Source organism: Kitasatospora sp. NPDC058063, from assembly GCF_042885395.1.
In the GTDB taxonomy this organism is placed as follows: Bacteria; Actinomycetota; Actinomycetes; order Streptomycetales; family Streptomycetaceae; genus Kitasatospora; species Kitasatospora lactacystinica.
This window is the reverse complement of the sequence record NZ_JBHVSD010000032.1, coordinates 1-23,825: the sequence shown is the minus strand read 5'-3', so window position 1 is coordinate 23,825 and position 23,825 is coordinate 1. Positions and strand designations below refer to the sequence as shown.

Below are 23,825 nucleotides of genomic sequence, written 5' to 3'. Positions count from 1 at the left end.
CCCCGGGCGCGCCGGGCGTCGCCCACGGGGCGCCGGGCCTCCGTTCGGATCAGTCGCAGCAGCCTCCGGTGTACTGGGGCGGCGACGCGGAGGAGACTCAGGTCATGCCTCCCGTGCCGGCCGAGGCCGGTCCGCCGCCCGGCGCGCCCGCCCGCGGCCGGTCCGCCGTCCACGGTCGGTCCCCGGCCCACGGCCGGCCCGCCACCGGTGGCCCGGCCGGGCCCGCCGAGGGGCAGGGCAGGGAGTCCGGCCGGCTGAACGGCCCGCTGTTCCGGGAGGACCGGCCCGAGCCGGCGCCGCCGGGCGTGACGGAGACGGTCGTGCTGCGCGCGATATCCGACGACGTCCCTCCCGCCCCCGGCCGCGGCACCCCGCCGCACCCGGGGGCACCGGTGCATCCCGCGCCGCCGGCGAACCACTCGGCGGTCGGGCAGCCCCACTTCGTGCCGTCGTCCCACCCAGGGCAGGAGACACCCGTGGCCGCCCAGTCCGCCCCGCAGCCGCAGCCGCCCAAGCAGCGCGGTGGCCGTAACCTCCAGGCCGCCATAGGCGTGGGCGTCGGTCTGGGCGCGGTGATCGTCGCCTCGCTGTTCGTGGTGAAGGCGCTGTTCCTGGTCGTCGTGATGGCCGCGGTCGCGGTCGGCGTCTGGGAGCTGACCAGCCGTCTCTCCGAGCGCAAGCAGATCAAGGCGCCGCTGATCCCGCTGGTCGTGGGCGGCGTCGCCATGGTCGCCACCGGTTACTGGTCCGGCATCCAGTGGGCGGCCGCCGCGCTGGCGCTGACCGGGCTGGCGGTGATGGTCTGGCGGATGGCCGAGCCGCCGGAGGACTACCTGCGGGACATAACGGCAGGCGTGTTCACGGCCTTCTACGTGCCGTTCCTGGCCACCTTCGTGGCGATGATGCTGGCGGCCGACGACGGCCCCCAGCGGATCGTGCTCTTCCTGATCGTGACGATCTGCAGCGACACCGGCGCGTACGCGGTGGGCTACAAGTTCGGGAAGACCAAGCTGGCCCCGACGATCAGCCCGGGCAAGACCCGCGAGGGCCTGGCCGGCGGCATCGCGCTGTCGATGCTGGCGGGCGCCCTGCTGATGCAGCTGATGATCGACGGCGGCAGCTGGTGGCAGGGCCTGATCCTGGGCGGCTGCGCGGCGGTCACCGCGACCCTGGGCGACCTGGGCGAGTCGATGATCAAGCGGGACCTCGGGATCAAGGACATGGGCACGCTGCTGCCCGGCCACGGCGGCATCATGGACCGGCTGGACTCGCTCCTGCCGACCGCCCCGGTGGTCTGGCTGCTGCTGGCCGCGTTCGTCGGCAGCTGACCGGCGCGTACGAGACGTACCAGGGAGGGCCCCGGACGCCTGGCGTCCGGGGCCCTCGCGCGTCTGCGACACTGGAACAACCATGCCTAAGCCCGGAGAACTCACCTTTGTCGCGCCGCGCGGCGCAAAGCCCCCGCGACACCTCGCCGACCTGAGCCCCGCCGAGCGCAAGGAGGCCGTCGCCGAGCTGGGCGAGCAGCCGTTCCGCGCCAAGCAGCTCTCCAACCACTACTTCGGCCGGATGTCGAACGACCCGGCGAGCTGGACGGACATCCCCGCCGCCAGCCGGGAGAAGCTCACCGGGAGCCTGCTGCCCGAGCTGATGTCGGTGGTCCGGCACGTCTCCTGCGACGACGACGCCACCCGCAAGACGCTCTGGAAGCTCTTCGACGGCACGCTCGTGGAGTCCGTGCTGATGCGCTACCCGGACCGGGTCACCATGTGCATCAGTTCGCAGGCCGGCTGCGGCATGAACTGCCCGTTCTGCGCCACCGGCCAGGCCGGTCTGACCCGCAACCTGTCCACCGCCGAGATCGTCGAGCAGATCGCCGCCGGGATGCGCGCGCTCAAGACCGGGGAGATCCCGGGCGGCGAGGCGCGGCTGTCCAACGTGGTCTTCATGGGCATGGGCGAGCCGCTGGCCAACTACAACCGGGTGCTGGCCTCGATCCGCCGGCTGACCGACCCGGCGCCGGACGGCTTCGGCCTGTCCCAGCGGGGCATCACGGTCTCCACCGTCGGTCTCGTCCCGGCGATGCACCGGTTCGCCGACGAGGGCCTCAGCTGCCGTCTGGCGCTGTCGCTGCACGCCCCGGACGACGAGCTGCGCGACGAGCTGGTGCCGGTGAACACCCGCTGGAAGGTCGCCGAGGTGCTGGACGCGGCGTGGAACTACGCGGAGAAGTCCGGCCGCCGGATCTCCATCGAGTACGCGCTGATCAAGGACATCAACGACCAGGCCTGGCGGGCGGACCTGCTCGGCCGGCTGATCAAGAACCGCCGGGTGCACGTCAACCTGATCCCGCTGAACCCGACCCCCGGGTCCAAGTGGACGGCCTCCCGGCCGGAGGACGAGCGCGAGTTCGTCCGCCGCCTCCAGTCGCACGGCGTGCCGACGACCGTCCGCGACACCCGTGGCCAGGAGATCGACGGCGCCTGCGGCCAGCTCGCCGCGGCGGGCTGAGGCCCGTTCCGGGAGACCGCTAGCGGAGTCCGGCGGCCGCCAGTGCGGCGGTCGCCCCGCCGGTCAGCAGCAGCGTGCTGCCCACCGCGAGGGTGCGCAGCGCGACCGCGCCGAACAGCAGTCGGGGCGAGGTGCCGAGGCGCAGCAGCGCGTGGGTGACCCCGCGTCGGTCGGTGCGGACCTCGGCGAGCCGGTTGACCACCGCGGCGGCGGCGCAGCCGAGGACCAGGCAGGCCTCGACGGCGGGCAGCGCGTCGGCGCTGTCGGGCGTGCCGATCCAGTAGCGGACGGTGGTCAGCACCAGCGCGACGGCGAGGGTGAGCACGGCCAGCGGCGCGCCGAGCCGGCGGGCTTGGGCGGTGAGGCCGCGCCCGGCCAGCAGCCGCAGCGGGGTGGGCCGCCCGACGGCGAGCAGCCGTCCGGCCCAGGCCAGCAGCGGGCCGGTGAGCAGCGCGAGGCCGAGCGCGCTGGCGGCCCAGCCGAAGAGGGCGGCGGTGCTGGTGGAGCCGAGCCCGGCGGGCAGGTGGATCGGACGGCCGTCGACGGCGGCTCCGGGCCGCAGGGCGATGAGTTCGAGCGCGGCGCCGATCACGCCCAGCCCGGTCGCCAGGGCGATCCGCCAGACGCCGAAGCCGGTCGGGGCGGGGGTACGGCCGCCGGGCAGGGTGTCGGTGACGGAGACCGCGCAGGCGGCGGCGCCGGCGGCGGTGAGCGGGACCAGGGCGAGCAGGGCGAGGGGCGCGGCGGGCGGCAGCGGCACGCCCATGCCGAGGTCGGCGGCGAGCGCGGGTCCGGCGACGTCGTTGCGCAGCACCAGGAAGAGCAGCAGGGTCAGCACGCTGCCGAGGGTGCAGGCGAGTGCGACCTCGCCGGCGATCAGCGTCCGGATGCGGCGGGAGCCGGCCCCGGCGGCGGTGAGGCCGGCGATCCGCTCGGGCCGGCGGGCGGGCACCGCGCGGGCGGCGACGGCCGCGAACCAGGCGAGGGCGGCGAGCGGGGGCAGGCACCAGAGCAGCCGGACCAGCGGGTCGGCGCCGCCGGTCTGCTCGCTCATCGCCCGGCCGAGGGAGCGCAGCAGGAAGGCGGCGACCACGGCGGCGGCCGCTGCGGTGAGCAGCCAGCGGCCGAGGTCGGGCACCCGGTAGCCCCGGGCCAGACGGAGATAGAACACGTCGACCCTTTCAGCGGCGGGTGGCCGTGACGGCGGGCGCTCCGGCGGCCCCGGGGGCGGTGATGCCGCGGGGGACGGGCGCGGCGGGGGCGGTGAGCCGTCCGTCGACGAGGGCGACGGCGCGGTCCGCGAACCGGACGGGCTCGGGGTCGTGGGTGGCCAGGACGAGGGTGAGCTGGTGGGACCGGGCCGCGCTGGTCAGTATCCGCATGACCTGGTCGGCGGCCTCGCGGTGCAGCGGGGCGGTGGGGTCGTCGGCGAAGACGACGGGCGGCAGCGGGGCCAGGGCGCGGGCGACGGCGACCCGCTGGCGCTGGCTCTGGAGCAGGCGCTCGGGCCGCAGCCGGGCGCAGTCGCCGACGTCGAGGCGTTCCAGCCACTCGTCGGCGGCGGTGTAGGCGGCCTTGTTGCCGGCCCCGGCGAGCAGCAGCGGCAGCGCGACGTTCTCCCGGGCGGTCAGTTCGGGCACCAGGTGGGGCTCGGAGCCGACGAAGCCGAAGCGGTCGCGGCGCAGCCGTTCGCGGCCGGCCCGGGCGAGGGTGTGCACGGGGGCGCTGTTGAACCAGACCTCCCCCTCGTCGACCGGGAGCTGCGCGGAGAGGCAGCCGAGCAGGGTGCTCTTGCCGGAGCCGCGCGGGCCGGTGACGGCGAGCACCTCGCCCTCGCGGACGCCGATCGAGATGCCGCGCAGGGCGGGGGTGCCGTCATGGGACTTGACGATCCCTCGGGCCCACAGCACGTCGTTGTCAGGCGGTGCCGCTGACATGAGGATCCATCCTGGGTGGCCGCAGGGATATGACAGTCGTCAGATTAGAACGACGGGGGCTGGTCGCGGTGGCGGCGCTCTGGTCCATCACGGGCAAATCACCCGCATTCAGGCATGTTTGGTCGTACGACTGTGATGTTCCGGGGGTGGGAAACCGGGCCGGGCACGCCGAAGGGCGGCCCCGCGGGGAGCGGGGCCGCCCTTCGGCGGAGGGTGGGGAAGAAGGCTCAGGGGATCAGATCTTCGCCCACGCGTCGGTGAGGCTGGTCCGCAGGATCTGCTCGATCTCGTCGAAGGTCGACTGGTCGGAGATCAGCGGCGGGGCCAGCTGGATGACCGGGTCGCCACGGTCGTCGGCGCGGCAGTACAGGCCGTTGTCGAAGAGGGCCTTCGACAGGAAGCCGTAGAGCACGCGCTCCACCTCGTCGTCGTTGAACGACTCCTTGGTGACCTTGTCCTTGACGAGCTCGATGCCGTAGAAGTACCCGTTGCCGCGGACGTCGCCGACGATCGGCAGGTCGCGCAGCTTGTTCAGGGTGCCCAGGAAGGCGGCCTCGTTGTCGAGGACGCGCTGGTTCAGGCCCTCGCGCTCGAAGATGTCGAGGTTGGCCAGCGCCACCGCGGAGGAGACCGGGTGACCACCGAAGGTGTAGCCGTGCAGGAAGGTGTTGTCACCCTTGTAGAACGGCTCGGCGAGGCGGTCCGAGATGATCGTGGCGCCGATCGGGGAGTAGCCCGAGGTCATGCCCTTGGCGCAGGTGATCATGTCGGGCTGGTAGCCGAACTTGTCGGCGCCGAACATGGTGCCCAGGCGGCCGAAGGCGCAGATGACCTCGTCCGAGACCAGCAGCACGTCGTGGCGGTCGCAGATCTCGCGCAGGCGCTGGAAGTACCCGGGCGGCGGCGGGAAGCAGCCACCGGCGTTCTGCACCGGCTCGACGAAGACGGCGGCGACGGTCTCGGCGCCCTCGTTGAGGATGGCCACCTCGATCTCGTCGGCGCACCAGCGGCCGTAGGCCTCGGGGTCGACCGTGCCGTCGGGGCCCTCGAGGAAGGCCGGGGCGCGGTAGATGTTGGTGTTCGGGGCCTTGTGGGTGCCCGGCACCAGCGGCTCGAACGGGGCCTTCAGGCCCGGCAGGCCGGTGATGGACAGGGCGCCCTGCGGGGTGCCGTGGTAGGCGACGGCGCGCGAGATGACCTTGTACTTGGTCGGCTTGCCGGTCAGCTTGAAGTACTGCTTGGCGAGCTTCCAGGCGGTCTCGACGGCCTCGCCGCCACCGGTGGAGAAGAAGACCTTGTTCAGGTCGCCCGGGGCGTAGTTGGCCAGGCGCTCGGCCAGCTCGACGGCCTTCGGGTGGGCGTAGCTCCACACCGGGAAGAAGGCGAGCTCCTTGGCCTGCTTGGCGGCGGCCTCGGCGAGCTCCTCACGGCCGTGGCCGGCCTGGACGACGAACAGGCCGGCGAGGCCGTCGAGGTACTTGCGTCCCTTGTCGTCCCAGACGTAGGTGCCCTCGCCCTTGACGATCGTCGGCACGGGGGAGTTCTCGTACGACGACATGCGGGTGAAGTGCATCCACAGGTGGTCGTAGGCGGTCTTGGAAAGGTCCTTCTGCGCCGGGTCGGCTGTCATCGGGTGCCCCAGGTGTAGGTCTGTTTCCGGAGCTTCAGGTAAACGAAGCTCTCGGTGCTCCGCACGCCGGGAAGGGCGCGGATGCGCTTGTTGATCAGTTCGAGCAGGTGCTCGTCGTCCTCGCAGACCAGTTCGGCCAGGAGGTCGAACGAGCCTGCGGTGCAGACGACGTAGTCGACCTCGTCGAGGGCGGCCAACGCGTCGGCGACGGGCTCGATGTCGCCCTCGACCCGGATTCCGACCATCGCCTGGCGGGTGAAGCCGACGGTGAGCGGGTCCGTGACGGCGACGATCTGCATCACGCCCTGGTCGAGCAGCTTCTGGACGCGCTGCCGCACGGCCGCCTCGGACAGGCCGACGGCCTTGCCGATGGCGGCGTACGGGCGGCGCCCGTCCTCCTGGAGTTGCTCGATGATCGCCTTGGAGGCGGCGTCGAGGGGAACGCTGGCGTTCCGGTCGCGGTTGGCCACGCGGCCACTGTGCCTGATCGTTCCCGTGTTCGCAAGCGTGGAAGCTGCTGATTTCGTCGTGATCTTGGAAAACGCATGCGGATTTCATCGCTGAAGCGAGCTCGCCCTGTCGATACCGGCAGTCGTGCGGCTACCCTGGCACGGTACGCGCGCGACCCCGAGGGCCGCTGCGCGTACCGCCACCAGTGGACCGCGCCGCTCCGGTCGCGGCCACTCGGAACCCTTCGTACGCCGGATCCGCCGACGTACCATTGCGCCGGAATCTGCAATGCCGCAGGCCCAGACCGAGGAGAGATCCGTGAGCGACCTTCGCGCGCTGCGCAACTACATCAACGGTGAGTTCGTCGACGCGGCCGACGGCCGCACGCTCGACATCGTCGACCCGACCACCGGCGAGGTGTACGCGACGTCGCCGCTGTCCGGTGCCGCTGACGTCGACGCCGCCATGGCCTCCGCCGACGCCGCGTTCCCGATCTGGCGCGACGCCACCCCCAGCACCCGCCAGAAGCTGCTGCTCAAGATCGCCGACGCGGTCGAGGCCCGCGCCGACGAGATCGTCGACACCGAGGTGCGCAACACCGGCAAGCCCCGCGCGCTGACCCTCTCCGAGGAGATCGGCCCGATGGTGGACCAGATCCGGTTCTTCGCCGGCGCCGCCCGCATGCTGGAGGGCAAGGCCGCGGGTGAGTACATGGACGGGATGACCTCGATCATCCGCCGCGAGCCGGTCGGCGTCTGCGCCCAGGTCGCGCCGTGGAACTACCCGATGATGATGGCCGTCTGGAAGTTCGCCCCGGCCATCGCCGCGGGCAACACCGTCGTGCTGAAGCCCTCCGACACCACCCCGGCCTCCACCGTGCTGCTGGCCGAGATCATCGGCGGCGTGCTCAAGGAGCTGGAGCTGCCGGCCGGCATCTTCAACGTCATCTGCGGCGACCGCGAGACCGGCAGGCTGATGGTCGAGCACAAGACCCCGGCGATGGCCTCCATCACCGGCTCGGTGCGCGCCGGCATCTCGGTCGCCGAGTCCGCCTCCAAGGACGTCAAGCGCGTCCACCTGGAGCTGGGCGGCAAGGCCCCGGTCGTGGTCTTCGAGGACGCCGACATCGCCGAGGCCGTCGAGGGCATCTCGGTCGCGGGCTACTTCAACGCCGGCCAGGACTGTACCGCCGCCACCCGCGTGCTGGTGCACGAGTCGATCCACGACGCCTTCGTCGAGGCGCTGGCCAAGGCCGCGGCCGAGACCAAGACCGGCGGCGTGGACGACGAGGACGTGCTGTACGGCCCGCTGAACAACGCCAACCAGCTGAAGCAGGTCTCCGGCTTCATCGAGCGGCTGCCCGCCCACGCCAAGGTCGAGGCCGGTGGCCACCGGGTCGGCGACAAGGGCTACTTCTACGCCCCGACCGTCGTCTCCGGCCTGAGCCAGGACGACGAGATCATCCAGAACGAGGTCTTCGGCCCGGTCATCACCGTGCAGAAGTTCACCGACGAGGACCAGGCCGTCGCGTACGCCAACGGCGTCGAGTTCGCGCTGGCCTCCTCGGTGTGGACCAAGGACCACGCCCGCGCCATGCGGATGTCGCGCCGTCTCGACTTCGGCTGCGTCTGGATCAACACCCACATCCCGCTGGTCGCCGAGATGCCGCACGGTGGCTTCAAGAAGTCCGGCTACGGCAAGGACCTGTCGGCGTACGGCTTCGAGGACTACACCCGCGTGAAGCACGTCATGACCGCGATCTGAGCGGGTCGTGACGGTCGGTGCTGTATGACCGCGATCTGATCTGATCGCCAATAGTCGGCTGAACCGACCATGGGCCCGGGTCTTCTCGACCCGGGCCCTGTGTCTTTGCATCCTGTCGGCGGTTGGCGTGACCGGCTGACACGATGGAACTGCCCTTCGGGGACGGGCCGCCCTAGCCTTACCGGCATGAGCATTCCCACCGCTGACTCAGCCGCCGGCCAGGCCGTCAAGGCGGCCGACCGCGCGCACGTCTTCCACTCGTGGTCCGCCCAGGCACTGATCGACCCCCTCGCGGTGGCCGGCGCCGAGGGCTCGTACTTCTGGGACTACGACGGCAACCGCTACCTCGACTTCTCCTCGCAGCTGGTCAACACCAACATCGGTCACCAGCACCCGAGGGTGGTCGCCGCGATCCAGGAGCAGGCGGCGAAGCTCTGCACCATCGCCCCCGGCTTCGCGGTCGAGTCGCGCAGCGAGGCCGCCCGGCTGATCGCCGAGCGCACCCCCGGTGACCTGGACAAGATCTTCTTCACCAACGGCGGCGCCGAGGCCAACGAGAACGCCATCCGGCTGGCCCGGCTGCACACCGGCCGGCAGAAGGTGCTGTCCACCTACCGCTCGTACCACGGCGCCACCGCCAACGCGATCGCCCTCACCGGCGACCCGCGGCGCTGGCCCAACGAGGGCGGCGTCTCCGGCGTGGTGCACTTCTGGGGGCCGTACCCGTACCGCTCCAACTTCCACGCCGAGAACGAGGCGCAGGAGTGCGAGCGCGCGCTGGAGCACCTGGAGCAGGTGATCGCGTTCGAGGGGCCCGGCACCGTCGCGGCGGTCATCCTGGAGACCGTGGTCGGCACCGCGGGCGTCCTGGTCCCGCCGGCGGGCTACCTGGCCGGGGTGCGGGAGATCTGCGACCGCTACGGGATCGTGTTCATCCTGGACGAGGTGATGGCCGGCTTCGGCCGCACCGGCGAGTGGTTCGCCGCCGACCACTGGGGCGTCACCCCGGACCTGCTCACCTTCGCCAAGGGCGTCAACTCGGGCTACGTGCCGCTGGGCGGCGTGGCGATCAGCGCCGAGATCGCGGCCACCTTCGCCGAGCGGGCCTTCCCCGGCGGGCTCACCTATTCCGGCCACCCGCTGGCCTGCGCCTCGGCGGTGGCGACCATCAACACGATGGCGGAGGAGGGCATCGTCGAGAACGCCAGGCACATCGGCGAGAACGTGCTCGGCCCCGGCCTGCGCGAGCTGGCCGAGCGGCACCCGTCGATCGGCGAGGTCCGCGGCCTCGGCGTGTTCTGGGCGCTCGACCTGGTGAAGGACCGGGAGACCCGCGAGCCGCTGGTGCCCTACAACGCGGCCGGCGCCGGCAACGCGCCGATGGCCGAGCTGGCCGCCGCCTGCAAGCAGCGCGGGCTCTGGCCGTTCGTCAACATGAACCGCTTCCACGTCGTCCCGCCGTGCACCGTCACCGAGGAGGAGGCCAAGACCGGCCTCGCGGTGCTGGACGAGGTGCTGACGCTCACCGACGCGCACACTGTCTGACGTACCTACCAGGACGGCCCCGAGCACCCGTGTGCCCGGGGCCGTCCCACGCTCCGGAAGGCCGCTCATGTCCAGCAGCACCACCCCGACCCGTCGCTCCGTCGCCGACCGCCCGCAGGGGCCGGCACGCATCCGCCGGCGTTCCGTGCTCGGCGGGGCCGCGCTGCTCGGCGCCGGCACCCTGACCGGCTGCGGCATCCCGTCCGCGTACGTGGCCGAGGACCGCCGCTCGGCACCGGACCGCTCGGAGAGCGACAAGCGGCTCGCCTTCTCCAACTGGACCCAGTACATCGACACCGACGACGCGGGCGGGCGCCCGACCCTGGACGCCTTCGTCGAGAGGACCGGGATCGAGGTCGGCTACACCGAGGACATCAACGACAACGACGAGTTCTTCGGCAAGATCAGCCCGGTGCTCACCCAGGGCGCCGCCCCCGGCCGGGACCTGATGGTGATCAGCGACTGGATGGCCGGGCGGTACGTCTCGCTGGGCTGGGTGCAGGCGATGGACCGGGCCAACCTGCCCAACGTCACGGCCAACCTGGACCCGCAGCTCGCCGACCCGGCCTTCGACCCCGGGCGCAGGCGCAGCGTGCCCTGGCAGTCCGGGATCACCGGCATCGCCTACAACCGCAAGGCGCTCGGCCGGGAGATCAGGTCCACCGCCGACCTGTGGGCGCCCGACCTCAAGGGCCGGGTCACGCTGTTCGCCGGGCTGGACGAGGCACTCGGGCTGCTGATGCTCTCCCAGGGCGCGGACATCGCGAAGTTCGGCGACGACGACGCGCGCAAGGCGATGGACCTGGTGCAGAAGGTGGTCGACAGCGGCCACGTCCGGCGCTTCACCGGCAACGACTACACCAGCGACCTCGCCTCGGGTGCGGCGCTCGCCTGCCAGGCCTACTCCGGCGACGCCGTCCAGCTGACCGCCGAGAACCCGGACATCGAGTTCGTGGTGCCGGAGGAGGGCGGCGAGCTGTGGGCGGAGAGCCTGATGATCCCCAACCGGGCCGCCCACAAGCGCAACGCCGAGCTGCTGATCGACTACTACTACCAGCCCGAGGTGGCGGCCGAACTCGCCGCGTTCGTCCAGTACATCTGCCCGGTGCCGGCCGCCCGCGAGGTGCTGGCGGCCAGCGGCGACAAGGAGAAGGCGGAACTCGCCGAGAACCCGCTGGTGTTCCCGACCGAGGAGATGCGGGCCCGGCTGCACACCATGCGCGACGTCACCTCGGCCGAGCGGCCCGAGCTGCACAAGGTCTGGGGGCGCATCACCGGGGTGTGACGCGCGGGGCCCGGCGCCGCCCCGGGGCGCGCGCCCCGCTCAGCGCCGGACGGCGTCCAGCGCGAGCAGCGCCACGTGCAGGGAGAGGCAGGACTCCACCTGGTCGAGGTCGACGCCGAGGATCCGCTCGACCTTGTGCAGCCGGTCGTAGAAGGACGGCCGGGACAGGTGCGCCGCGTCCGCCGCGGCCGACTTGTTGCGGCCCTGCTCCAGGTAGATCCGCAGCATCTGCACCAACTGGCCGTTGTGCTCGGCGTCGTGGGCCAGTAGCGGGCCCAGCTCCCGCTCCACGTACGTCTGCAGCCGGGCGTCGTCGCGCAGCAGGTGGAGCAGGCCGCGCAGCCGGACGTCCGGCAGCCGGTAGTAGGAGGAGCTGCGGCCGCCGGGCGCGTCGTGCAGGGCGGCGTCGGCGACCTGGGTGGCTTCCAGCAGGGTGCGCCGGGCGTCGCGCACCGAGCCGACCGAGGAGCCGACGGCGACCACCGGGCCCGCCGGGTCGCCGCCGTCCCGTCCGGCCTCGGCGGACATCCGGCGCAGCGCGGCCGACAGGGCGTCCAGCGCGGCGTGCTCGTCCTGCTGGGTGCCGAGCGCGACCAGCAGGCCGACGGCCTCGTCGTCCAGCGCGCCGACCAGGGCGGTCAGCCGGCAGGCCCGGACTGCGCCGGCGGCCAGCTCGGTGAAGTCGCGCAGCCGGGCCTGGGCCTCCAGCGCGGCCGGGATCGGTCCGCGCCGCTGCCGCAGCACCACGCCGACCAGCCGGCGGCCCTCCAGCGGAACGCCGAGGGCCTGGGCGCGCAGCGCCGCCTCGGAGACGGTCAGGGCGTGGGTGAGGATGCCGGACAGCAGGGTGCGATGGGTCTGCCGTTCCAGGCTCTCCCGGTCGCGCACCACCAGCCGGTTGAGTGCCAGCGCGGAGGCGCCGCGCTCCAGCAGCATGGCGTGCGGGTGGGCCTCGCCCTCGGGCAGCGGGCCGGGCTCCTGCACCAGCACCAGCCGGCCCCAGTCCTGGCCGCGGGCGCCGACGGCGGTGACCAGCCAGCCGCTGCGCGGGTCGTGGCCGGTGCGTCCGGCGGGGCGGACCCCACGCGAGCGGCGCTCCCAGTCCTCCAGCACCTCGGCCTCCGGGCGCCCGGCGGTGTCGTGGGCGAGCACCTGGTGGGCCAGGTTCTCCAGGACGACCGGGGCGCCGGCCATCCGGGCCACCTGGCGGATCACCTCGGGCGCTTCGGCGCCCTCCACCACGAGCTCGTTGAAGACCTGGTGGACGGACTCGGAGATCCTCAGCTGCTCCAGCTGGGCGTTGACCACCAGGGCGTGCACGGCCTCGGTGACGGCGACGAAGCGCAGCTCGCGGCGGAGCGTGATCAGTGGCAGGCCGCGCTGTTCGGCGGCGTTGACCAGGGCGCGGGGGAGCGAGTCGAAGTAGCGCCGCCCGAACTCGACGACCAGGCCGGCCACCCCGACCTCGTCCAGTTCGCGCACGTAGCGGGCCAGGCCCTCGCGGTCCTCGGGCAGGGCGATGCCGGTGGTCAGCACCAGCTCGCCGCCGCGGAGCATCCCGGCGACGTCGGGCAGCTCGCTGACGTGGACCCAGCGGACCGGCCGCTCCAGGTGGTCGGCGCCGGCCACCACCTGGGGCAGGCCGCGCCGCATCACGTCCAGGTCGAGGACTCGGGCGACGGTGGGGAGCATCGCGGGCCTCCGGGGCCGGTGGGGGGCCGGAGCGGGGGCTCCGGGTGATCAGAGTGTCAGGTAAATCATCCATCCCCCCGACGAGGTGTTGCCCTGCCCGCACCCTTGCACCCTGTAAGGCCCTTCGTGCCGAGGTTGTCGAAGTGACCCTTGTCACCCCAACCCCGCAGCAGGCAAGGTCAGCGGGACCGCAGACCCCCACCGCGGACGCGTGACCCCGCAGCGGTCGAACCACGGCACTTGGAGGAACCAGATGGACCTGACCGACTTCGGCCCGGGCGCGCAGTACATCGCGGGCCGCCTGACCCGGGGGAGCGGAGACCCCTTCCAGGTCGTCAACCCCGCCGACGGCAGCGTGGTCGAGCAGGTCGCGCTGGCCACCGCCAAGGACGTGGACACCGCGGTCGCCGCCGCCAGGGCCGCCCTGCCCGGCTGGTCCTCGGCCACCCCGGGCGCGCGCTCCGAGGCGCTCACCCGGCTGGCCGCCGTCCTGGCCGGGGCGGCCGACGACCTGGCCCGGGTGGAGACGGCGCAGACCGGCAAGCCGGTCAAGCTGGCCACCGAGTTCGACGTGCCCGGCACCGTCGACAACGCCGCCTTCTTCGCCGGCGCCGCCCGCAACCTGGAGGGCAAGGCGGCCGGTGAGTACTCCGGCGACCACACCTCCTACGTGCGGCGCGAGGCGGTCGGCGTGGTCGGCTCGATCTCGCCGTGGAACTACCCGCTGCAGATGGCCGCCTGGAAGATCCTCCCGGCGATCGCCGCGGGCAACACCATCGTGCTCAAGCCGGCCGAGCTGACCCCGCTGACCTCGCTGATGTTCGCCCGGGCCTGCACCGAGGCGGGCATCCCGGACGGCGTGGTCAACGTGGTCACCGGCGCCGGGCGCACCGCGGGCGAGCACCTGGTCGGGCACCCGGACGTCGCGATGGTCTCCTTCACCGGCTCCACCGGCGTCGGCAGGAGGGTCGCCGAGATCGCCACCGCGAGCGTCAAGCGCACCCACCTGGAGCTCGGCGGCAAGGCCCCGTTCGTGGTCTTCGACGACGCGGACCTGGACGCCGCGGTGCACGGAGCGGTCGCGGCCTCGCTGATCAACGCCGGCCAGGACTGCACGGCGGCCACCCGCGCCTACGTCCAGCGCCCGCTGTACGACGCCTTCACGGCCGGGGTGGCCGAGCTGTTCGCGGCGATCCGGATCGGTGACCCGCTGAACCCGCGCACCGACCTCGGCCCGCTGGTCTCGTTCGCTCACCGGGACCGGGTGGCCGGCTTCGTGGAGCGCGCCCGCTCGTACGCCACCGTGGTCACCGGCGGCCGGGTCCCGGAGCGGGGCCACGACGGCCACGACCTCACCCGGGGCGCGTACTACCCGCCCACCCTGATCACCGGCGCGGCCCAGGACAGCGAGGTCGTGCAGGGCGAGGTCTTCGGCCCGGTGCTGGTCGTGCTGCCCTTCGACGGCGACGACGAGGGCCTGCGGCTGGCCAATGACACCCCGTACGGGCTGGCCGCCTCCGCCTGGACGAGCAACGTGCACCGCTCGCTGCGCGCCACCCGGGAGATCGCGGCCGGCTGCGTCTGGGTCAACGACCACATCCCGATCATCAGCGAGATGCCGCACGGCGGCTACAAGGCGTCCGGCTACGGCAAGGACATGTCCCAGTACTCGCTGGACGAGTACACCCAGGTGAAGCACGTCATGTTCGACACCACCGCGGTGGCCCGCAAGGACTGGCACCGCACCGTCTTCGGAGACAGATAACCCCCGGCCCAAGCGGGTGCCCCCCACACCCCATCTCCCCCAGGAGGCCCGTTCCATGGCGTTCAACGAGCTCACCGACGGTCTGCCCGAACCGGTCCGCAGGGCCTGGGAACGCAGTCTGACCAGCGGCCGGGCCGCGCTCGGCCGCCGCACCCTGCTGCGCGCCGCCGCGCTGACCGCCGGGGCGGGCACCCTGGCGGCCTGCGGCATCCCGGCGGCCCCCCGGGCGACCGGCGACTCGACCGCGAACGCCGCCGAGGACCTCTCGGGGTCGCAGAAGGAGGTCGCCTTCTCCAACTGGCCGCTGTACGTGGACACGGACGAGAAGGACAAGGAGAAGCACGGCACCCTGGACGCCTTCACCGAGGCCACCGGGATCAAGGTCAAGTACAACGAGGACGTCAACGACAACGTCGAGTTCTTCGGCAAGGTCAAGCCGCAGCTCGCCTCGGGCCAGGACACCGGCCGCGACCTGATGGTGCTCACCGACTGGATGGCGGCCCGGCTGATCCGGCTCGGCTGGGCGCAGAAGCTCAACCCGGCGAACGTCACCACCGCGATCACCAACATCGAGGCGCGCTTCCGCGCCCCCGACTGGGACCCGGGGCGGCTCTACTCCTACCCGTGGGCCGGCATCCAGACCGTCGTCGCGTACAACCGGAAGGCGACCAGGGGCAAGGAGGTCACCAGCGTCTCCCAGCTGCTGGACGACCCCGACCTCAAGGGCCGGGTGACCTTCCTGTCCGAGATGCGCGACAGCATCGGGATGGTCCTGCTGGACCAGGGCAAGGACACCGCGAGGTTCACCGCCGACGACTACGACGGCGCGGTCGCCCGGCTGCAGAAGGCCGTCGACAGCAAGCAGATCCGCCGCTTCACCGGCAACGACTACGGCCAGGAGCTCTCCGCCGGCGACATCGCGGCCTGCATCGCCTGGGGCGGCGACCTGATCCAGCTGCAGGCCGACAACCCGGACATCGGGTTCGTCATCCCGGAGAAGGGCTACATCGCCTCGACCGACAACATGCTGGTTCCGGCGAAGGCCCGGCACAAGGCGAACGCGGAGAAGCTGATCGACTTCTACTATCAGCCGAAGATCGCGGCGCAGCTGGTCGCGGGCATCGGCTTCGTCTCCGCCGTCACCGGGATGAAGGACGAGCTCGCCGGCATCGCCCCGGACACCGCGGCCAACCCGCTGGTCGTACCCACCCCCGAGATGGCGGTCAAGGCGCACGTGTTCCGCACGCTCTCCGAGAGCGAGGAGAGCGACTTCGAGCAGAAGTTCTCGAAGCTCATCGGCGCCTGACCCCACCTCCCGGCAGAGAATCCCAGGAAGACACCACCCCATGACAGACCAGCAGCGCGACGCGGCCGTCGGCGGCGACGTCCGGCTCACCGGAATCGGCAAGACCTACGGCTCCTTCACCGCCGTCCACCCGCTCGACCTGACCGTCCCCCAGGGCTCCTTCTTCGCCCTGCTCGGCGCCTCCGGCTGCGGCAAGACCACCACCCTGCGCATGATCGCCGGCCTGGAGGAGCCCACCAGCGGCACCGTCCTGATCGGCGGCCAGGACGTCACCGCCCTGCCCCCGTACAAGCGGCCGGTGAACACCGTCTTCCAGAGCTACGCGCTCTTCCCGCACCTGGACATCTTCGAGAACGTCGCCTTCGGCCTGCGCCGGCGCGGCAGGAAGGACGTCAGGAAGCAGGTCGACGACATGCTGGAGCTGGTCGAGCTCGGCCAGTACGCCCGGCGCAAGCCGCACCAGCTCTCCGGCGGCCAGCAGCAGCGCGTCGCGGTCGCCCGCGCGCTGATCAACCACCCGCAGGTGCTGCTCCTGGACGAGCCGCTCGGCGCGCTCGACCTCAAGCTCCGCCGCCAGATGCAGCTGGAGCTCAAGCGGATCCAGACCGAGGTCGGCATCACCTTCGTGCACGTCACCCACGACCAGGAGGAGGCCATGACCATGGCCGACACCATCGCGGTGATGAACGGCGGCCGGGTCGAGCAGCTGGGCGCCCCCGCCGAGCTGTACGAGAACCCCGCCACCACCTTCGTGGCCAACTTCCTCGGCCAGTCCAACCTGCTGCCCGCCGAGGTCACCGGCACCGAGGGCGGTGACCTGCTGCTCAGCGCGGCCGGAGCCCGCCTCGCCGTGCCGAAGGCGCGCTGCACCACCGACGCCAAGCGCGTCCACCTGGGCGTGCGCCCGGAGAAGATCACCATCACCCACGCCTCCGAGCAGGTCGCCGACGGCCGCAACCGGCTGACCGGCACGGTGCTCGACTCCAGCTTCATCGGCGTCTCCACCCAGTACGTGGTGCGCACCGACGGCGGCCAGGAGGTCACCGTCTTCGAGCAGAACATGGAGCGCGACGCCCGCATCGTCCCCGGCGCCGCCGTCCAGCTGCACTGGAACCCGGCGCACTCCTTCGCCCTGGACGCCGCACAGGCGATCGACGCGGGCACCGGGGAGGAGGCCGCATGACCGCCACCACCCCGGCCGCGCCGTCCCGGGCGATACCCCCCGACGGCGGCTCCCCGCAACCGGCGGAGCGCCGGCCGAAGCGCAAGCTCACCCCGTACTGGCTGCTGCTGCCCGGCATCGCCTGGCTGGTGATCTTCTTCGCCGTCCCGATGCTCTACCAGGGGTCGACCTCGCTGCAGACCGGCTCCCTCGAAGAGGGCTTCAAGGTCACCTGGCACTTCTCGACCTACTGGGACGCCCTGGTCGAGTACAAGTGGCACTTCCTGCGCTCGTTCTCCTACGCCGCCGTCGCTACCGTGCTCTGCCTGGCCGTCGGCTACCCGCTCGCGTACACGATCGCCTTCAAGGCGAGCAAGCGCTGGCGCAACGTCATCCTGATCCTGGTCATCGCGCCGTTCTTCACCAGCTTCCTGATCCGCACGCTGGCCTGGAAGACCATCCTGTCCGACGGCGGCCCGGTGGTCGGCGCGCTGAACGCGCTGCACGTCCTGGACGTCACCAACCTGCTCGGCCTCACCGACGGCGACCGGGTGCTGGCCACGCCGCTCGCGGTGGTCTGCGGCCTGACCTACAACTTCCTGCCGTTCATGATCCTGCCGCTGTACACCTCGCTGGAGCGGATCGACCCGCGCCTGCACGAGGCGGCCGGCGACCTCTACGCCCGGCCGTTCACCACCTTCCGCAAGGTCACCTTCCCGATCTCGCTGCCGGGCGTGGTCGCGGGCACCCTGCTGACCTTCATCCCGGCCTCCGGCGACTACATCAACGCCCAGCTGCTGGGCTCGCCGAGCGAGCAGATGGTCGGCAACGGCATCCAGAAGCAGTTCCTGAACGTGCTCGACTACCCCACGGCGGCCGCGCTGAGCTTCATCCTGATGGCCCTGATCCTGGGCATGGTGACGGTCTACATGCGCAAGGCCGGGACGGAGGATCTGGTCTGATGTCCCGGATATTCACATGGATCCGCGCCCGCCTGGTGGTGCTGGCCGGCCTGCTGGCCCTCGCCTACCTGGTGCTGCCCAACCTGGTCGTGCTCGCCTTCTCGTTCAACAAGCCGGTGGGCAAGTTCAACTACGAGTGGAACGAGTTCTCCACCGACGCCTGGACCAACCCCTGCGGCGTGGCCGACATGTGCCAGTCGCTCTCGCTCAGCCTGCAGATCGCGGTGCTCGCCACCATCGGCGCCACCGTGCTCGGCACCATGGTCGCCTTCGCCCTGGCCCGCTACCGCTTCCGCGGCCGCTCGGCCACCACCGCGATGATCTTCCTGCCGATGGCCATGCCCGAGGTGGTCATGGCCGCCTCGCTCGGGACGCTCTTCCTCAACATGCGCATCCCGTTCGGCTTCACCACCATCCTCATCGCGCACATCATGTTCTGCCTCAGCTTCGTGGTGACGGCGGTCAAGGCGCGCGTGATGAGCATGGACCCGAGGCTCGAACAGGCCGCCCAGGACCTCTACGCGACCCCCACCCAGACCTTCCTGCGGGTCACCCTGCCGCTGGCGGCGCCCGGCATCGCGGCGGGCGCGCTGCTCAGCTTCGCGCTCTCCTTCGACGACTTCATCATCACCCAGTTCAACTCGGGGCCGACCACGGTCACCTTCCCGATGTTCGTCTGGGGCGCCTCGCAGCGCGGCATCCCGGTGCAGGTGAACGTCATCGGCACCGCGATGTTCCTCGCCGCCGTGGTGCTGACCGTCGTCGGCCAGTGGCTGGGCAACCGCCGGAAGGCCACCGCCTGACGTACGGTCGGCAGCGGTGGCACGTCATACGTCATCTATTCGTAGAAAGTGGCTGATAATGCATGGATTCCGCCCGCGCACTCAGTGACGCCAGGCCCACCCCCTTCTGGCTGGAGGATCCCGGCCGGCCGGCGGCGCTGCCCGCCCTGGTCGGCGACACCACCTGCGACCTGCTGGTCGTCGGCGGCGGCTACTCCGGCCTGTGGACCGCCCTCATCGCCAAGGAACGCGACCCCTCGCTGGACGTCGTACTGGTCGAGGGCAACGAGGTCGGGTGGGCCGCGTCCGGGCGCAACGGCGGATTCTGCGCGGCCAGCCTCACCCACGGCTTCGGCAACGGCCTGGACCGCTGGCCGTCCGAACTGGCCCAGCTGGAACGCCTCGGTGCCGCCAACCTCGACGGCATCGAGGCCACCCTCAAGCGCTACGGCATCGACGCCGAATGGGAGCGCACCGGCGAGATCGACGTCGCCACCCAGCCCCACCAGGTCGAGGAGCTCCACGAGATCGCCGAGGCGGTCGCCCGGTACGGCTTCGACATCACCGTCCTGGACGCCGACCAGCTGCGCGCCGAGGTGAACTCGCCGACCTTCCTCGGCGGCCTCTGGGACAAGGAGGGCGTGGCGATGGTCCACCCCGCCAAGCTCGCCTGGGGCCTCAAGGACGCCTGCCTGGGCCAGGGCGTGCGGATCTTCGAGCACACCCGGGCCACCGACCTGCGGGAGCACGGCAGCGGCATGGCCGTCCGCACCCCGTACGGCCGGGTCTTCGCCCGCAAGGTCGCCCTCGGCACCAACGTCTTCCCGTCGCTGCTCAAGCGGGTCCGCCCGTACATCGTCCCGGTGTACGACTACGCCCTGATGACCGAGCCGCTCGACGACGAGCAGCTCGCCTCGATCGGCTGGCGCGGGCGGCAGGGCCTCGGCGACAGCGCCAACAAGTTCCACTACTTCCGGCTCTCCGCCGACAACCGGATCCTCTGGGGCGGCTACGACGCGGTCTACCACTTCGGCGGCCACGTCCGGCACGAGTACGACCAGCGGCCGGAGACCTTCCGCACCCTGGCCAACAACTTCTTCCGCTGCTTCCCGCAGCTGGAGGGCCTGCGCTTCACCAACGCCTGGGGCGGCGCCATCGACACCTGCAGCCGGTTCTCGGCGTTCTTCGACACCGGGTACCGCGGCAAGGTCGCGTACGCGGTCGGCTACACCGGGCTCGGCGTCGGCGCGACCCGCTTCGGCGCCGAGGTGATGCTCGACCTGCTCGCCGGCGAGCGCACCGAGCGCACCTCCCTGGACATGGTGCGCAGCAAGCCGCTGCCGTTCCCGCCCGAGCCGGTGCGCTGGGCCGGGATCGAACTCACCACCCGGTCGCTGGAGCGGGCGGACCGCACCGGCGGCCACCGCAACCTCTGGCTGCGCACCCTCGACCGGCTGGGGCTCGGCTTCGACAGCTGAAGTGCGACCGCCGCCAACCGGGCACCCCATAGTCGTGTAATCGGGACCCGCCGTCCGCCTCTCCTTGGTGACGGCGGGTCCCGTTCCTCCCGCCGTCTCCGAACAGTACGAACGGCAAGAAGCGGGGACACGACATGGAGACCACCGGACTGCACTGGCTCGCCCAGGCGGCACCGGACCCGGAGTCCTTCCGGGAGCAGTGGGAGCGCACCGGGCTGGGCCTGGTGCTGCTGCCGGCCGGCCGACGCTGGGACGTCCTCTCCGTCCCCGGGCGGCTCGGGCACCCGGCCCTGGAGATCACGGACCCGCGCACCCGCGGCCCGGTCCTCACCGACTTCGGGGGCGAGCAGGTCAGCTTCCTGGTGCCCGTCGGCACGGCGGCCCGCTGGATCGGCACCGGTGTGCGCGGTGCGGGGGAGGGCACCTGGATCGTCGTGCCGCACCCCGGGCGCAGCAGCCGGGGCGTGCGCTGGCTGGTCCCGCCCGACGGCTCCGGGCGGCTCAACGACCCGATGCTGCTGGAGCTCGCCCTGCACGAGGCGGCGGCGAGGCTCAGCGGCTGGTGAGCCCTCCGGGGGCCCGGCTGTGGTGGCGCACCCGGAGGAGCCCCGGCGCCCCGCGGTGCGCGGGGGCGCCCGGCGGTGGTGGCGCGCCGCGCGGTCGGCCGCGTCAGACTGGAGGCGTGACCACCGTCCCGCACGCCGTCGACGCGTCCCTCCGCCCGGGCCCCGCCCAGCTGCGCCTGGCCGCCGCGGCCGCACCCGTCTGCGACCGGTACGGCCTCGCGCTGGCCGGCGGGCACGCGCTGCGCGCCCACGGCGTCGCGGCCTGCCCGCAGGACGGGCTGACCCTGGCCACCGGCGGCGCCGACCTGCCGGAGGTGGCCGCCGCGCTGCGCGAGGCGTACCGGGCGGCGGGCGGGGAGGCCGTCGAGCGGCCGGGCACACCGCGGCTGGAGCAGCTCACCGTCCGGCTGGCGCTCGGCGGGCGCTCGCACTCGGTGGAACTGCGCAAGGAGCCGCTGGGCCACCGCCCCGTCCGCCTCGACCTCGGTGCGCCCGGGCCGGACGAGCCGCCCGTGGTGCTGCCGGTCGTCGCCCTGGAGGACGCGGCCGCGCTGACCACCGCGCTCCTCGTGGACCGGGGCATGCCGCGCGACCTGATCGACGTCCACGCCCTCACCCGTTGCTACCGCGAGGGCGCACTGATCGCACTGGCAGGGGAGCTGGACCCGGACTTCCAGCCCACGGCACTGGCCGACCGACTGGAGACGCTCGCCGACGCGGCGGACGGCCGGTTCCGCGCCCGGGGCGTTCCGGCCGCAGAGGTCGGCGGGCGGAAACGATGGGCGCTCGCCTGGGCCCAGGACCTGCGGCTGGACCTGCTGGAGACCCGGGAAGCGGCGGACGGCCTGCACGACCCGTACCTGGAGGAGCCGGAGGACGGGGAGCTCTGAGGCTCCCGGCCCGGCGGAGCCGCCCGTTCGGCCGAGCGACCGGACGACCTGTAAGGCTGAATCCAGGATCCCCGTCAGCCTGTTCGTTGAGCAGGGCGGAAACGGCCACCAGACTGGAAGGCGAACGCGGTAGCCCCGTGATTTCCCGGCGCCCGGCCCATGCGGGCGGCGCCAGACCGGACCGGTGGCAGGACGCCGCCCGGGACTTCGGAGGCAGACGGACCTTGAGCAAGCACATCATTCACTGGATCAGCGGCAAGCCGGTCGCCACCGCCGGTGCGGCCCCCCGCCGGGGTGAGATCTTCGACCCGGCCACCGGCCAGGTCGCCGGCCAGGTCGACTTCGCCGGGATCGCCGAGGTCGACCAGGCGGTGGCCGCCGCCGCCGCGGCCTTCACCGAGTGGCGCAACGCCTCGATCGCGAAGCGGACGACGGTGCTCTTCGCCTTCCGCGAGCTGCTGAACGCCCGCCGCGACGAGCTGGCCTCGATCATCGTGGCGGAGCACGGCAAGGTGCACTCCGACGCGCTGGGCGAGATCGCCCGCGGCCTGGAGGTCGTGGAGTACGCCTGCGGCATCCCGCAGCTGATCAAGGGCGGCTTCACCGAGCAGGCCTCGACCGGTGTCGACGTCTACTCGATCCGCCAGCCGCTCGGCCCGGTCGCGATCATCTCGCCGTTCAACTTCCCGGCCATGGTGCCGATGTGGTTCTTCCCGATCGCCATCGCGGCCGGCAACACCGTCGTGGTGAAGCCCTCGGAGAAGGACCCGTCCGCCGCCAACTTCCTCGCCGAGCTGTGGAAGGAGGCCGGCCTGCCGGACGGCGTCTTCAACGTCGTGCACGGCGACAAGGTGGCCGTCGACCGCCTGCTGGAGCACCCGGACGTCAAGTCCGTCAGCTTCGTCGGCTCCACCCCGATCGCCCGCTACGTCTACGAGACCGGCACCCGCTACGGCAAGCGCGTGCAGGCCCTGGGCGGCGCCAAGAACCACATGCTGGTCCTGCCGGACGCCGACCTCGACCTCGCCGCCGACGCCGCCGTCAACGCCGGCTTCGGCGCGGCCGGCGAGCGCTGCATGGCGGTGTCCGTGCTGGTCGCGGTCGACCCGATCGGCGACGAACTGGTCGAGAAGATCAAGCAGCGGATCGCCACCCTGAAGGTCGGCCCCGGCTGCAACGGCGACTCCGAGATGGGCCCGCTGGTCACCGGCCAGCACCGGGACAAGGTCACCTCCTACGTGGAGTCCGGCGTCGCCGACGGCGCCGAGCTCGCCGTGGACGGCCGCAAGCACCCGGTCACCGCCGAGGACCGCAACGGCTCCCCGACGGCCGACGGCTTCTGGCTCGGCCCCACGCTGTTCGACCACGTGAAGCCCGGCATGTCCGTCTACAACGACGAGATCTTCGGCCCGGTCCTCTCGGTCGTGCGCGTCGACTCGTACGAAGAGGGCCTGGCGCTGATCAACGCCAACCCGTACGGCAACGGCACCGCCCTCTTCACCAACGACGGCGGCGCGGCCCGGCGCTTCCAGTTCGAGGTGGAGGTCGGCATGGTCGGCATCAACGTGCCGATCCCGGTGCCGGTCGCCTACTACTCCTTCGGCGGCTGGAAGGCCTCGCTGTTCGGCGACACCCACGCGTACGGCCCGGACGGCGTGCAGTTCTTCACCCGGGGCAAGGCCGTGACCCAGCGCTGGCTGGACCCGTCGCACGGCGGCATCAACCTGGGCTTCCCCACCAACAGCTGAGCCGCCCGCTCCAACAGCCGAGCCGCACAGCTCCGCCGGCCGGACCCCTCCCCCCGGGGTCCGGCCAGCGGTCTTTGCACGACGTTTGCATCCCGTCGCCGAAGCGCGTACAGTTCTTCGAGCTGCCTGGCTGGGAGCACCGGACACGCGTCTGCGCGGACGGTCCCGGGGCAGCCAATCCTTTGAAACACCACTTCTCGGTTCGTGCCGGTCGTTTTCGCTTTTCGCGTCTCGGCCTGGTGCTTATTCGGCGTGCGCGTTTTATTGGGTTGCGGTCGGATTCGCTTTTCGGAGCGGGGATCGGCTAGAGTTTGAAACGTCGGACAGGGCGTCAAGCCCCGGAAGACACCGG

19 protein-coding genes are annotated in these 23,825 nt (G+C 72.0%); 14 read left to right on the top strand and 5 right to left on the bottom strand.

The features are described 5' to 3' along the window. Nucleotides 1–104 precede the first annotated feature (104 nt). Both ACFVUY_RS37495 and rlmN read left to right on the top strand, forming a co-directional pair. Nucleotides 105–1,328: a phosphatidate cytidylyltransferase gene (locus ACFVUY_RS37495; protein WP_387736637.1), complete on the top strand. Its 1,224-nt coding sequence runs from the start codon at nucleotides 105–107 to the stop codon at nucleotides 1,326–1,328. 82 nt (nucleotides 1,329–1,410) lie between these two features. Continuing rightward, the gene (rlmN, locus tag ACFVUY_RS37490; protein ID WP_359900630.1) at nucleotides 1,411–2,511 is read left to right on the top strand and encodes a 23S rRNA (adenine(2503)-C(2))-methyltransferase RlmN; all 1,101 of its coding nucleotides are present in this window, start codon (nucleotides 1,411–1,413) and stop codon (nucleotides 2,509–2,511) included. A 19-nt stretch (nucleotides 2,512–2,530) separates the two neighbouring features. Here the strand turns inward: rlmN and ACFVUY_RS37485 are convergent, their stop codons facing one another. The 4 genes from ACFVUY_RS37485 to ACFVUY_RS37470 all read right to left on the bottom strand — a co-directional run bounded on the left by ACFVUY_RS37485 (nucleotide 2,531) and on the right by ACFVUY_RS37470 (nucleotide 6,548). Beyond that, nucleotides 2,531–3,682: a hypothetical protein gene (locus ACFVUY_RS37485; RefSeq protein WP_387693709.1), complete on the bottom strand. Its 1,152-nt coding sequence runs from the start codon at nucleotides 3,680–3,682 to the stop codon at nucleotides 2,531–2,533. Nucleotides 3,683–3,692: 10 nt separating this feature from the next. Further along, the gene (locus ACFVUY_RS37480; protein WP_387736615.1) at nucleotides 3,693–4,448 is read right to left on the bottom strand and encodes an ABC transporter ATP-binding protein; all 756 of its coding nucleotides are present in this window, start codon (nucleotides 4,446–4,448) and stop codon (nucleotides 3,693–3,695) included. Nucleotides 4,449–4,683: 235 nt separating this feature from the next. Then, nucleotides 4,684–6,078: an aspartate aminotransferase family protein gene (locus ACFVUY_RS37475; RefSeq protein WP_359900638.1), complete on the bottom strand. Its 1,395-nt coding sequence runs from the start codon at nucleotides 6,076–6,078 to the stop codon at nucleotides 4,684–4,686. Continuing rightward, nucleotides 6,075–6,548, bottom strand: coding sequence for an Lrp/AsnC family transcriptional regulator (locus tag ACFVUY_RS37470; protein ID WP_030243538.1), 474 nt, complete (start codon nucleotides 6,546–6,548; stop codon nucleotides 6,075–6,077). The genes ACFVUY_RS37475 and ACFVUY_RS37470 overlap by 4 nt, the downstream gene beginning before the upstream one ends. 298 nt (nucleotides 6,549–6,846) lie before the next feature. Here ACFVUY_RS37470 and ACFVUY_RS37465 point away from each other — a divergent pair, with 298 nt between their 5' ends. The 3 genes from ACFVUY_RS37465 (at nucleotide 6,847) to ACFVUY_RS37455 (ending at nucleotide 11,122) form a co-directional block, all read left to right on the top strand. Next, on the top strand, nucleotides 6,847–8,292 hold the full coding sequence (locus tag ACFVUY_RS37465) for a gamma-aminobutyraldehyde dehydrogenase (protein ID WP_387736614.1): 1,446 nt from the start codon (nucleotides 6,847–6,849) through the stop codon (nucleotides 8,290–8,292). Between the two features lie 186 nt (nucleotides 8,293–8,478). Further along, complete coding sequence (locus tag ACFVUY_RS37460) at nucleotides 8,479–9,837, top strand: aspartate aminotransferase family protein (RefSeq protein ID WP_387736613.1); 1,359 nt, start codon at nucleotides 8,479–8,481, stop codon at nucleotides 9,835–9,837. Nucleotides 9,838–9,904: 67 nt separating this feature from the next. Then, on the top strand, nucleotides 9,905–11,122 hold the full coding sequence (locus ACFVUY_RS37455) for a spermidine/putrescine ABC transporter substrate-binding protein (RefSeq protein ID WP_387693713.1): 1,218 nt from the start codon (nucleotides 9,905–9,907) through the stop codon (nucleotides 11,120–11,122). 39 nt (nucleotides 11,123–11,161) lie between these two features. Here ACFVUY_RS37455 and ACFVUY_RS37450 read toward each other — a convergent pair whose 3' ends face one another. Beyond that, complete coding sequence (locus tag ACFVUY_RS37450; RefSeq protein WP_387693714.1) at nucleotides 11,162–12,814, bottom strand: PucR family transcriptional regulator; 1,653 nt, start codon at nucleotides 12,812–12,814, stop codon at nucleotides 11,162–11,164. Nucleotides 12,815–13,067: 253 nt separating this feature from the next. Here ACFVUY_RS37450 and ACFVUY_RS37445 point away from each other — a divergent pair, with 253 nt between their 5' ends. The 9 genes from ACFVUY_RS37445 to ACFVUY_RS37405 all read left to right on the top strand — a co-directional run bounded on the left by ACFVUY_RS37445 (nucleotide 13,068) and on the right by ACFVUY_RS37405 (nucleotide 23,473). Beyond that, nucleotides 13,068–14,579, top strand: coding sequence for a gamma-aminobutyraldehyde dehydrogenase (locus ACFVUY_RS37445; RefSeq protein ID WP_387736612.1), 1,512 nt, complete (start codon nucleotides 13,068–13,070; stop codon nucleotides 14,577–14,579). Between the two features lie 55 nt (nucleotides 14,580–14,634). After that, nucleotides 14,635–15,885, top strand: a complete 1,251-nt coding sequence (locus ACFVUY_RS37440) for a spermidine/putrescine ABC transporter substrate-binding protein (protein WP_387693716.1) — start codon at nucleotides 14,635–14,637, stop codon at nucleotides 15,883–15,885. 40 nt (nucleotides 15,886–15,925) lie between these two features. Next, a complete protein-coding gene (locus tag ACFVUY_RS37435; protein WP_387693718.1) occupies nucleotides 15,926–17,068 on the top strand; it encodes an ABC transporter ATP-binding protein in 1,143 nt (380 codons plus the stop codon). Continuing rightward, nucleotides 17,065–18,009, top strand: coding sequence for an ABC transporter permease (locus ACFVUY_RS37430; protein ID WP_380552081.1), 945 nt, complete (start codon nucleotides 17,065–17,067; stop codon nucleotides 18,007–18,009). The genes ACFVUY_RS37435 and ACFVUY_RS37430 overlap by 4 nt, the downstream gene beginning before the upstream one ends. Continuing rightward, a complete protein-coding gene (locus ACFVUY_RS37425) occupies nucleotides 18,009–18,812 on the top strand; it encodes an ABC transporter permease (RefSeq protein WP_359900660.1) in 804 nt (267 codons plus the stop codon). The genes ACFVUY_RS37430 and ACFVUY_RS37425 overlap by 1 nt, the downstream gene beginning before the upstream one ends. Before the next feature lie 62 nt (nucleotides 18,813–18,874). Continuing rightward, a complete protein-coding gene (locus ACFVUY_RS37420) occupies nucleotides 18,875–20,269 on the top strand; it encodes an NAD(P)/FAD-dependent oxidoreductase (protein WP_387693719.1) in 1,395 nt (464 codons plus the stop codon). A gap of 134 nt (nucleotides 20,270–20,403) precedes the next feature. Further along, nucleotides 20,404–20,835, top strand: a complete 432-nt coding sequence (locus ACFVUY_RS37415) for a hypothetical protein (RefSeq protein ID WP_387736611.1) — start codon at nucleotides 20,404–20,406, stop codon at nucleotides 20,833–20,835. Nucleotides 20,836–20,951: 116 nt separating this feature from the next. Further along, on the top strand, nucleotides 20,952–21,725 hold the full coding sequence (locus ACFVUY_RS37410) for a nucleotidyl transferase AbiEii/AbiGii toxin family protein (RefSeq protein ID WP_387736610.1): 774 nt from the start codon (nucleotides 20,952–20,954) through the stop codon (nucleotides 21,723–21,725). Nucleotides 21,726–21,949: 224 nt separating this feature from the next. Then, nucleotides 21,950–23,473 carry a CoA-acylating methylmalonate-semialdehyde dehydrogenase gene (locus ACFVUY_RS37405; protein ID WP_359900672.1) on the top strand — a complete coding sequence of 508 codons (1,524 nt, stop codon included), beginning with the start codon at nucleotides 21,950–21,952 and terminating at the stop codon, nucleotides 23,471–23,473. Nucleotides 23,474–23,825: the final 352 nt, after the last annotated feature.

Coding starts and splice junctions, on each gene's coding strand:
- ACFVUY_RS37495 (WP_387736637.1), top strand. CDS start 105: ATGCCTCCCGTGCCGGCCGAGGCCGGTCCGCCGCCCGGCGCGCCCGCC.
- rlmN (WP_359900630.1), top strand. CDS start 1,411: ATGCCTAAGCCCGGAGAACTCACCTTTGTCGCGCCGCGCGGCGCAAAG.
- ACFVUY_RS37480 (WP_387736615.1), bottom strand. CDS start 4,448: ATGTCAGCGGCACCGCCTGACAACGACGTGCTGTGGGCCCGAGGGATC.
- ACFVUY_RS37475 (WP_359900638.1), bottom strand. CDS start 6,078: ATGACAGCCGACCCGGCGCAGAAGGACCTTTCCAAGACCGCCTACGAC.
- ACFVUY_RS37460 (WP_387736613.1), top strand. CDS start 8,479: ATGAGCATTCCCACCGCTGACTCAGCCGCCGGCCAGGCCGTCAAGGCG.
- ACFVUY_RS37455 (WP_387693713.1), top strand. CDS start 9,905: ATGTCCAGCAGCACCACCCCGACCCGTCGCTCCGTCGCCGACCGCCCG.
- ACFVUY_RS37450 (WP_387693714.1), bottom strand. CDS start 12,814: ATGCTCCCCACCGTCGCCCGAGTCCTCGACCTGGACGTGATGCGGCGC.
- ACFVUY_RS37445 (WP_387736612.1), top strand. CDS start 13,068: ATGGACCTGACCGACTTCGGCCCGGGCGCGCAGTACATCGCGGGCCGC.
- ACFVUY_RS37440 (WP_387693716.1), top strand. CDS start 14,635: ATGGCGTTCAACGAGCTCACCGACGGTCTGCCCGAACCGGTCCGCAGG.
- ACFVUY_RS37435 (WP_387693718.1), top strand. CDS start 15,926: ATGACAGACCAGCAGCGCGACGCGGCCGTCGGCGGCGACGTCCGGCTC.
- ACFVUY_RS37430 (WP_380552081.1), top strand. CDS start 17,065: ATGACCGCCACCACCCCGGCCGCGCCGTCCCGGGCGATACCCCCCGAC.
- ACFVUY_RS37425 (WP_359900660.1), top strand. CDS start 18,009: ATGTCCCGGATATTCACATGGATCCGCGCCCGCCTGGTGGTGCTGGCC.
- ACFVUY_RS37420 (WP_387693719.1), top strand. CDS start 18,875: ATGGATTCCGCCCGCGCACTCAGTGACGCCAGGCCCACCCCCTTCTGG.
- ACFVUY_RS37415 (WP_387736611.1), top strand. CDS start 20,404: ATGGAGACCACCGGACTGCACTGGCTCGCCCAGGCGGCACCGGACCCG.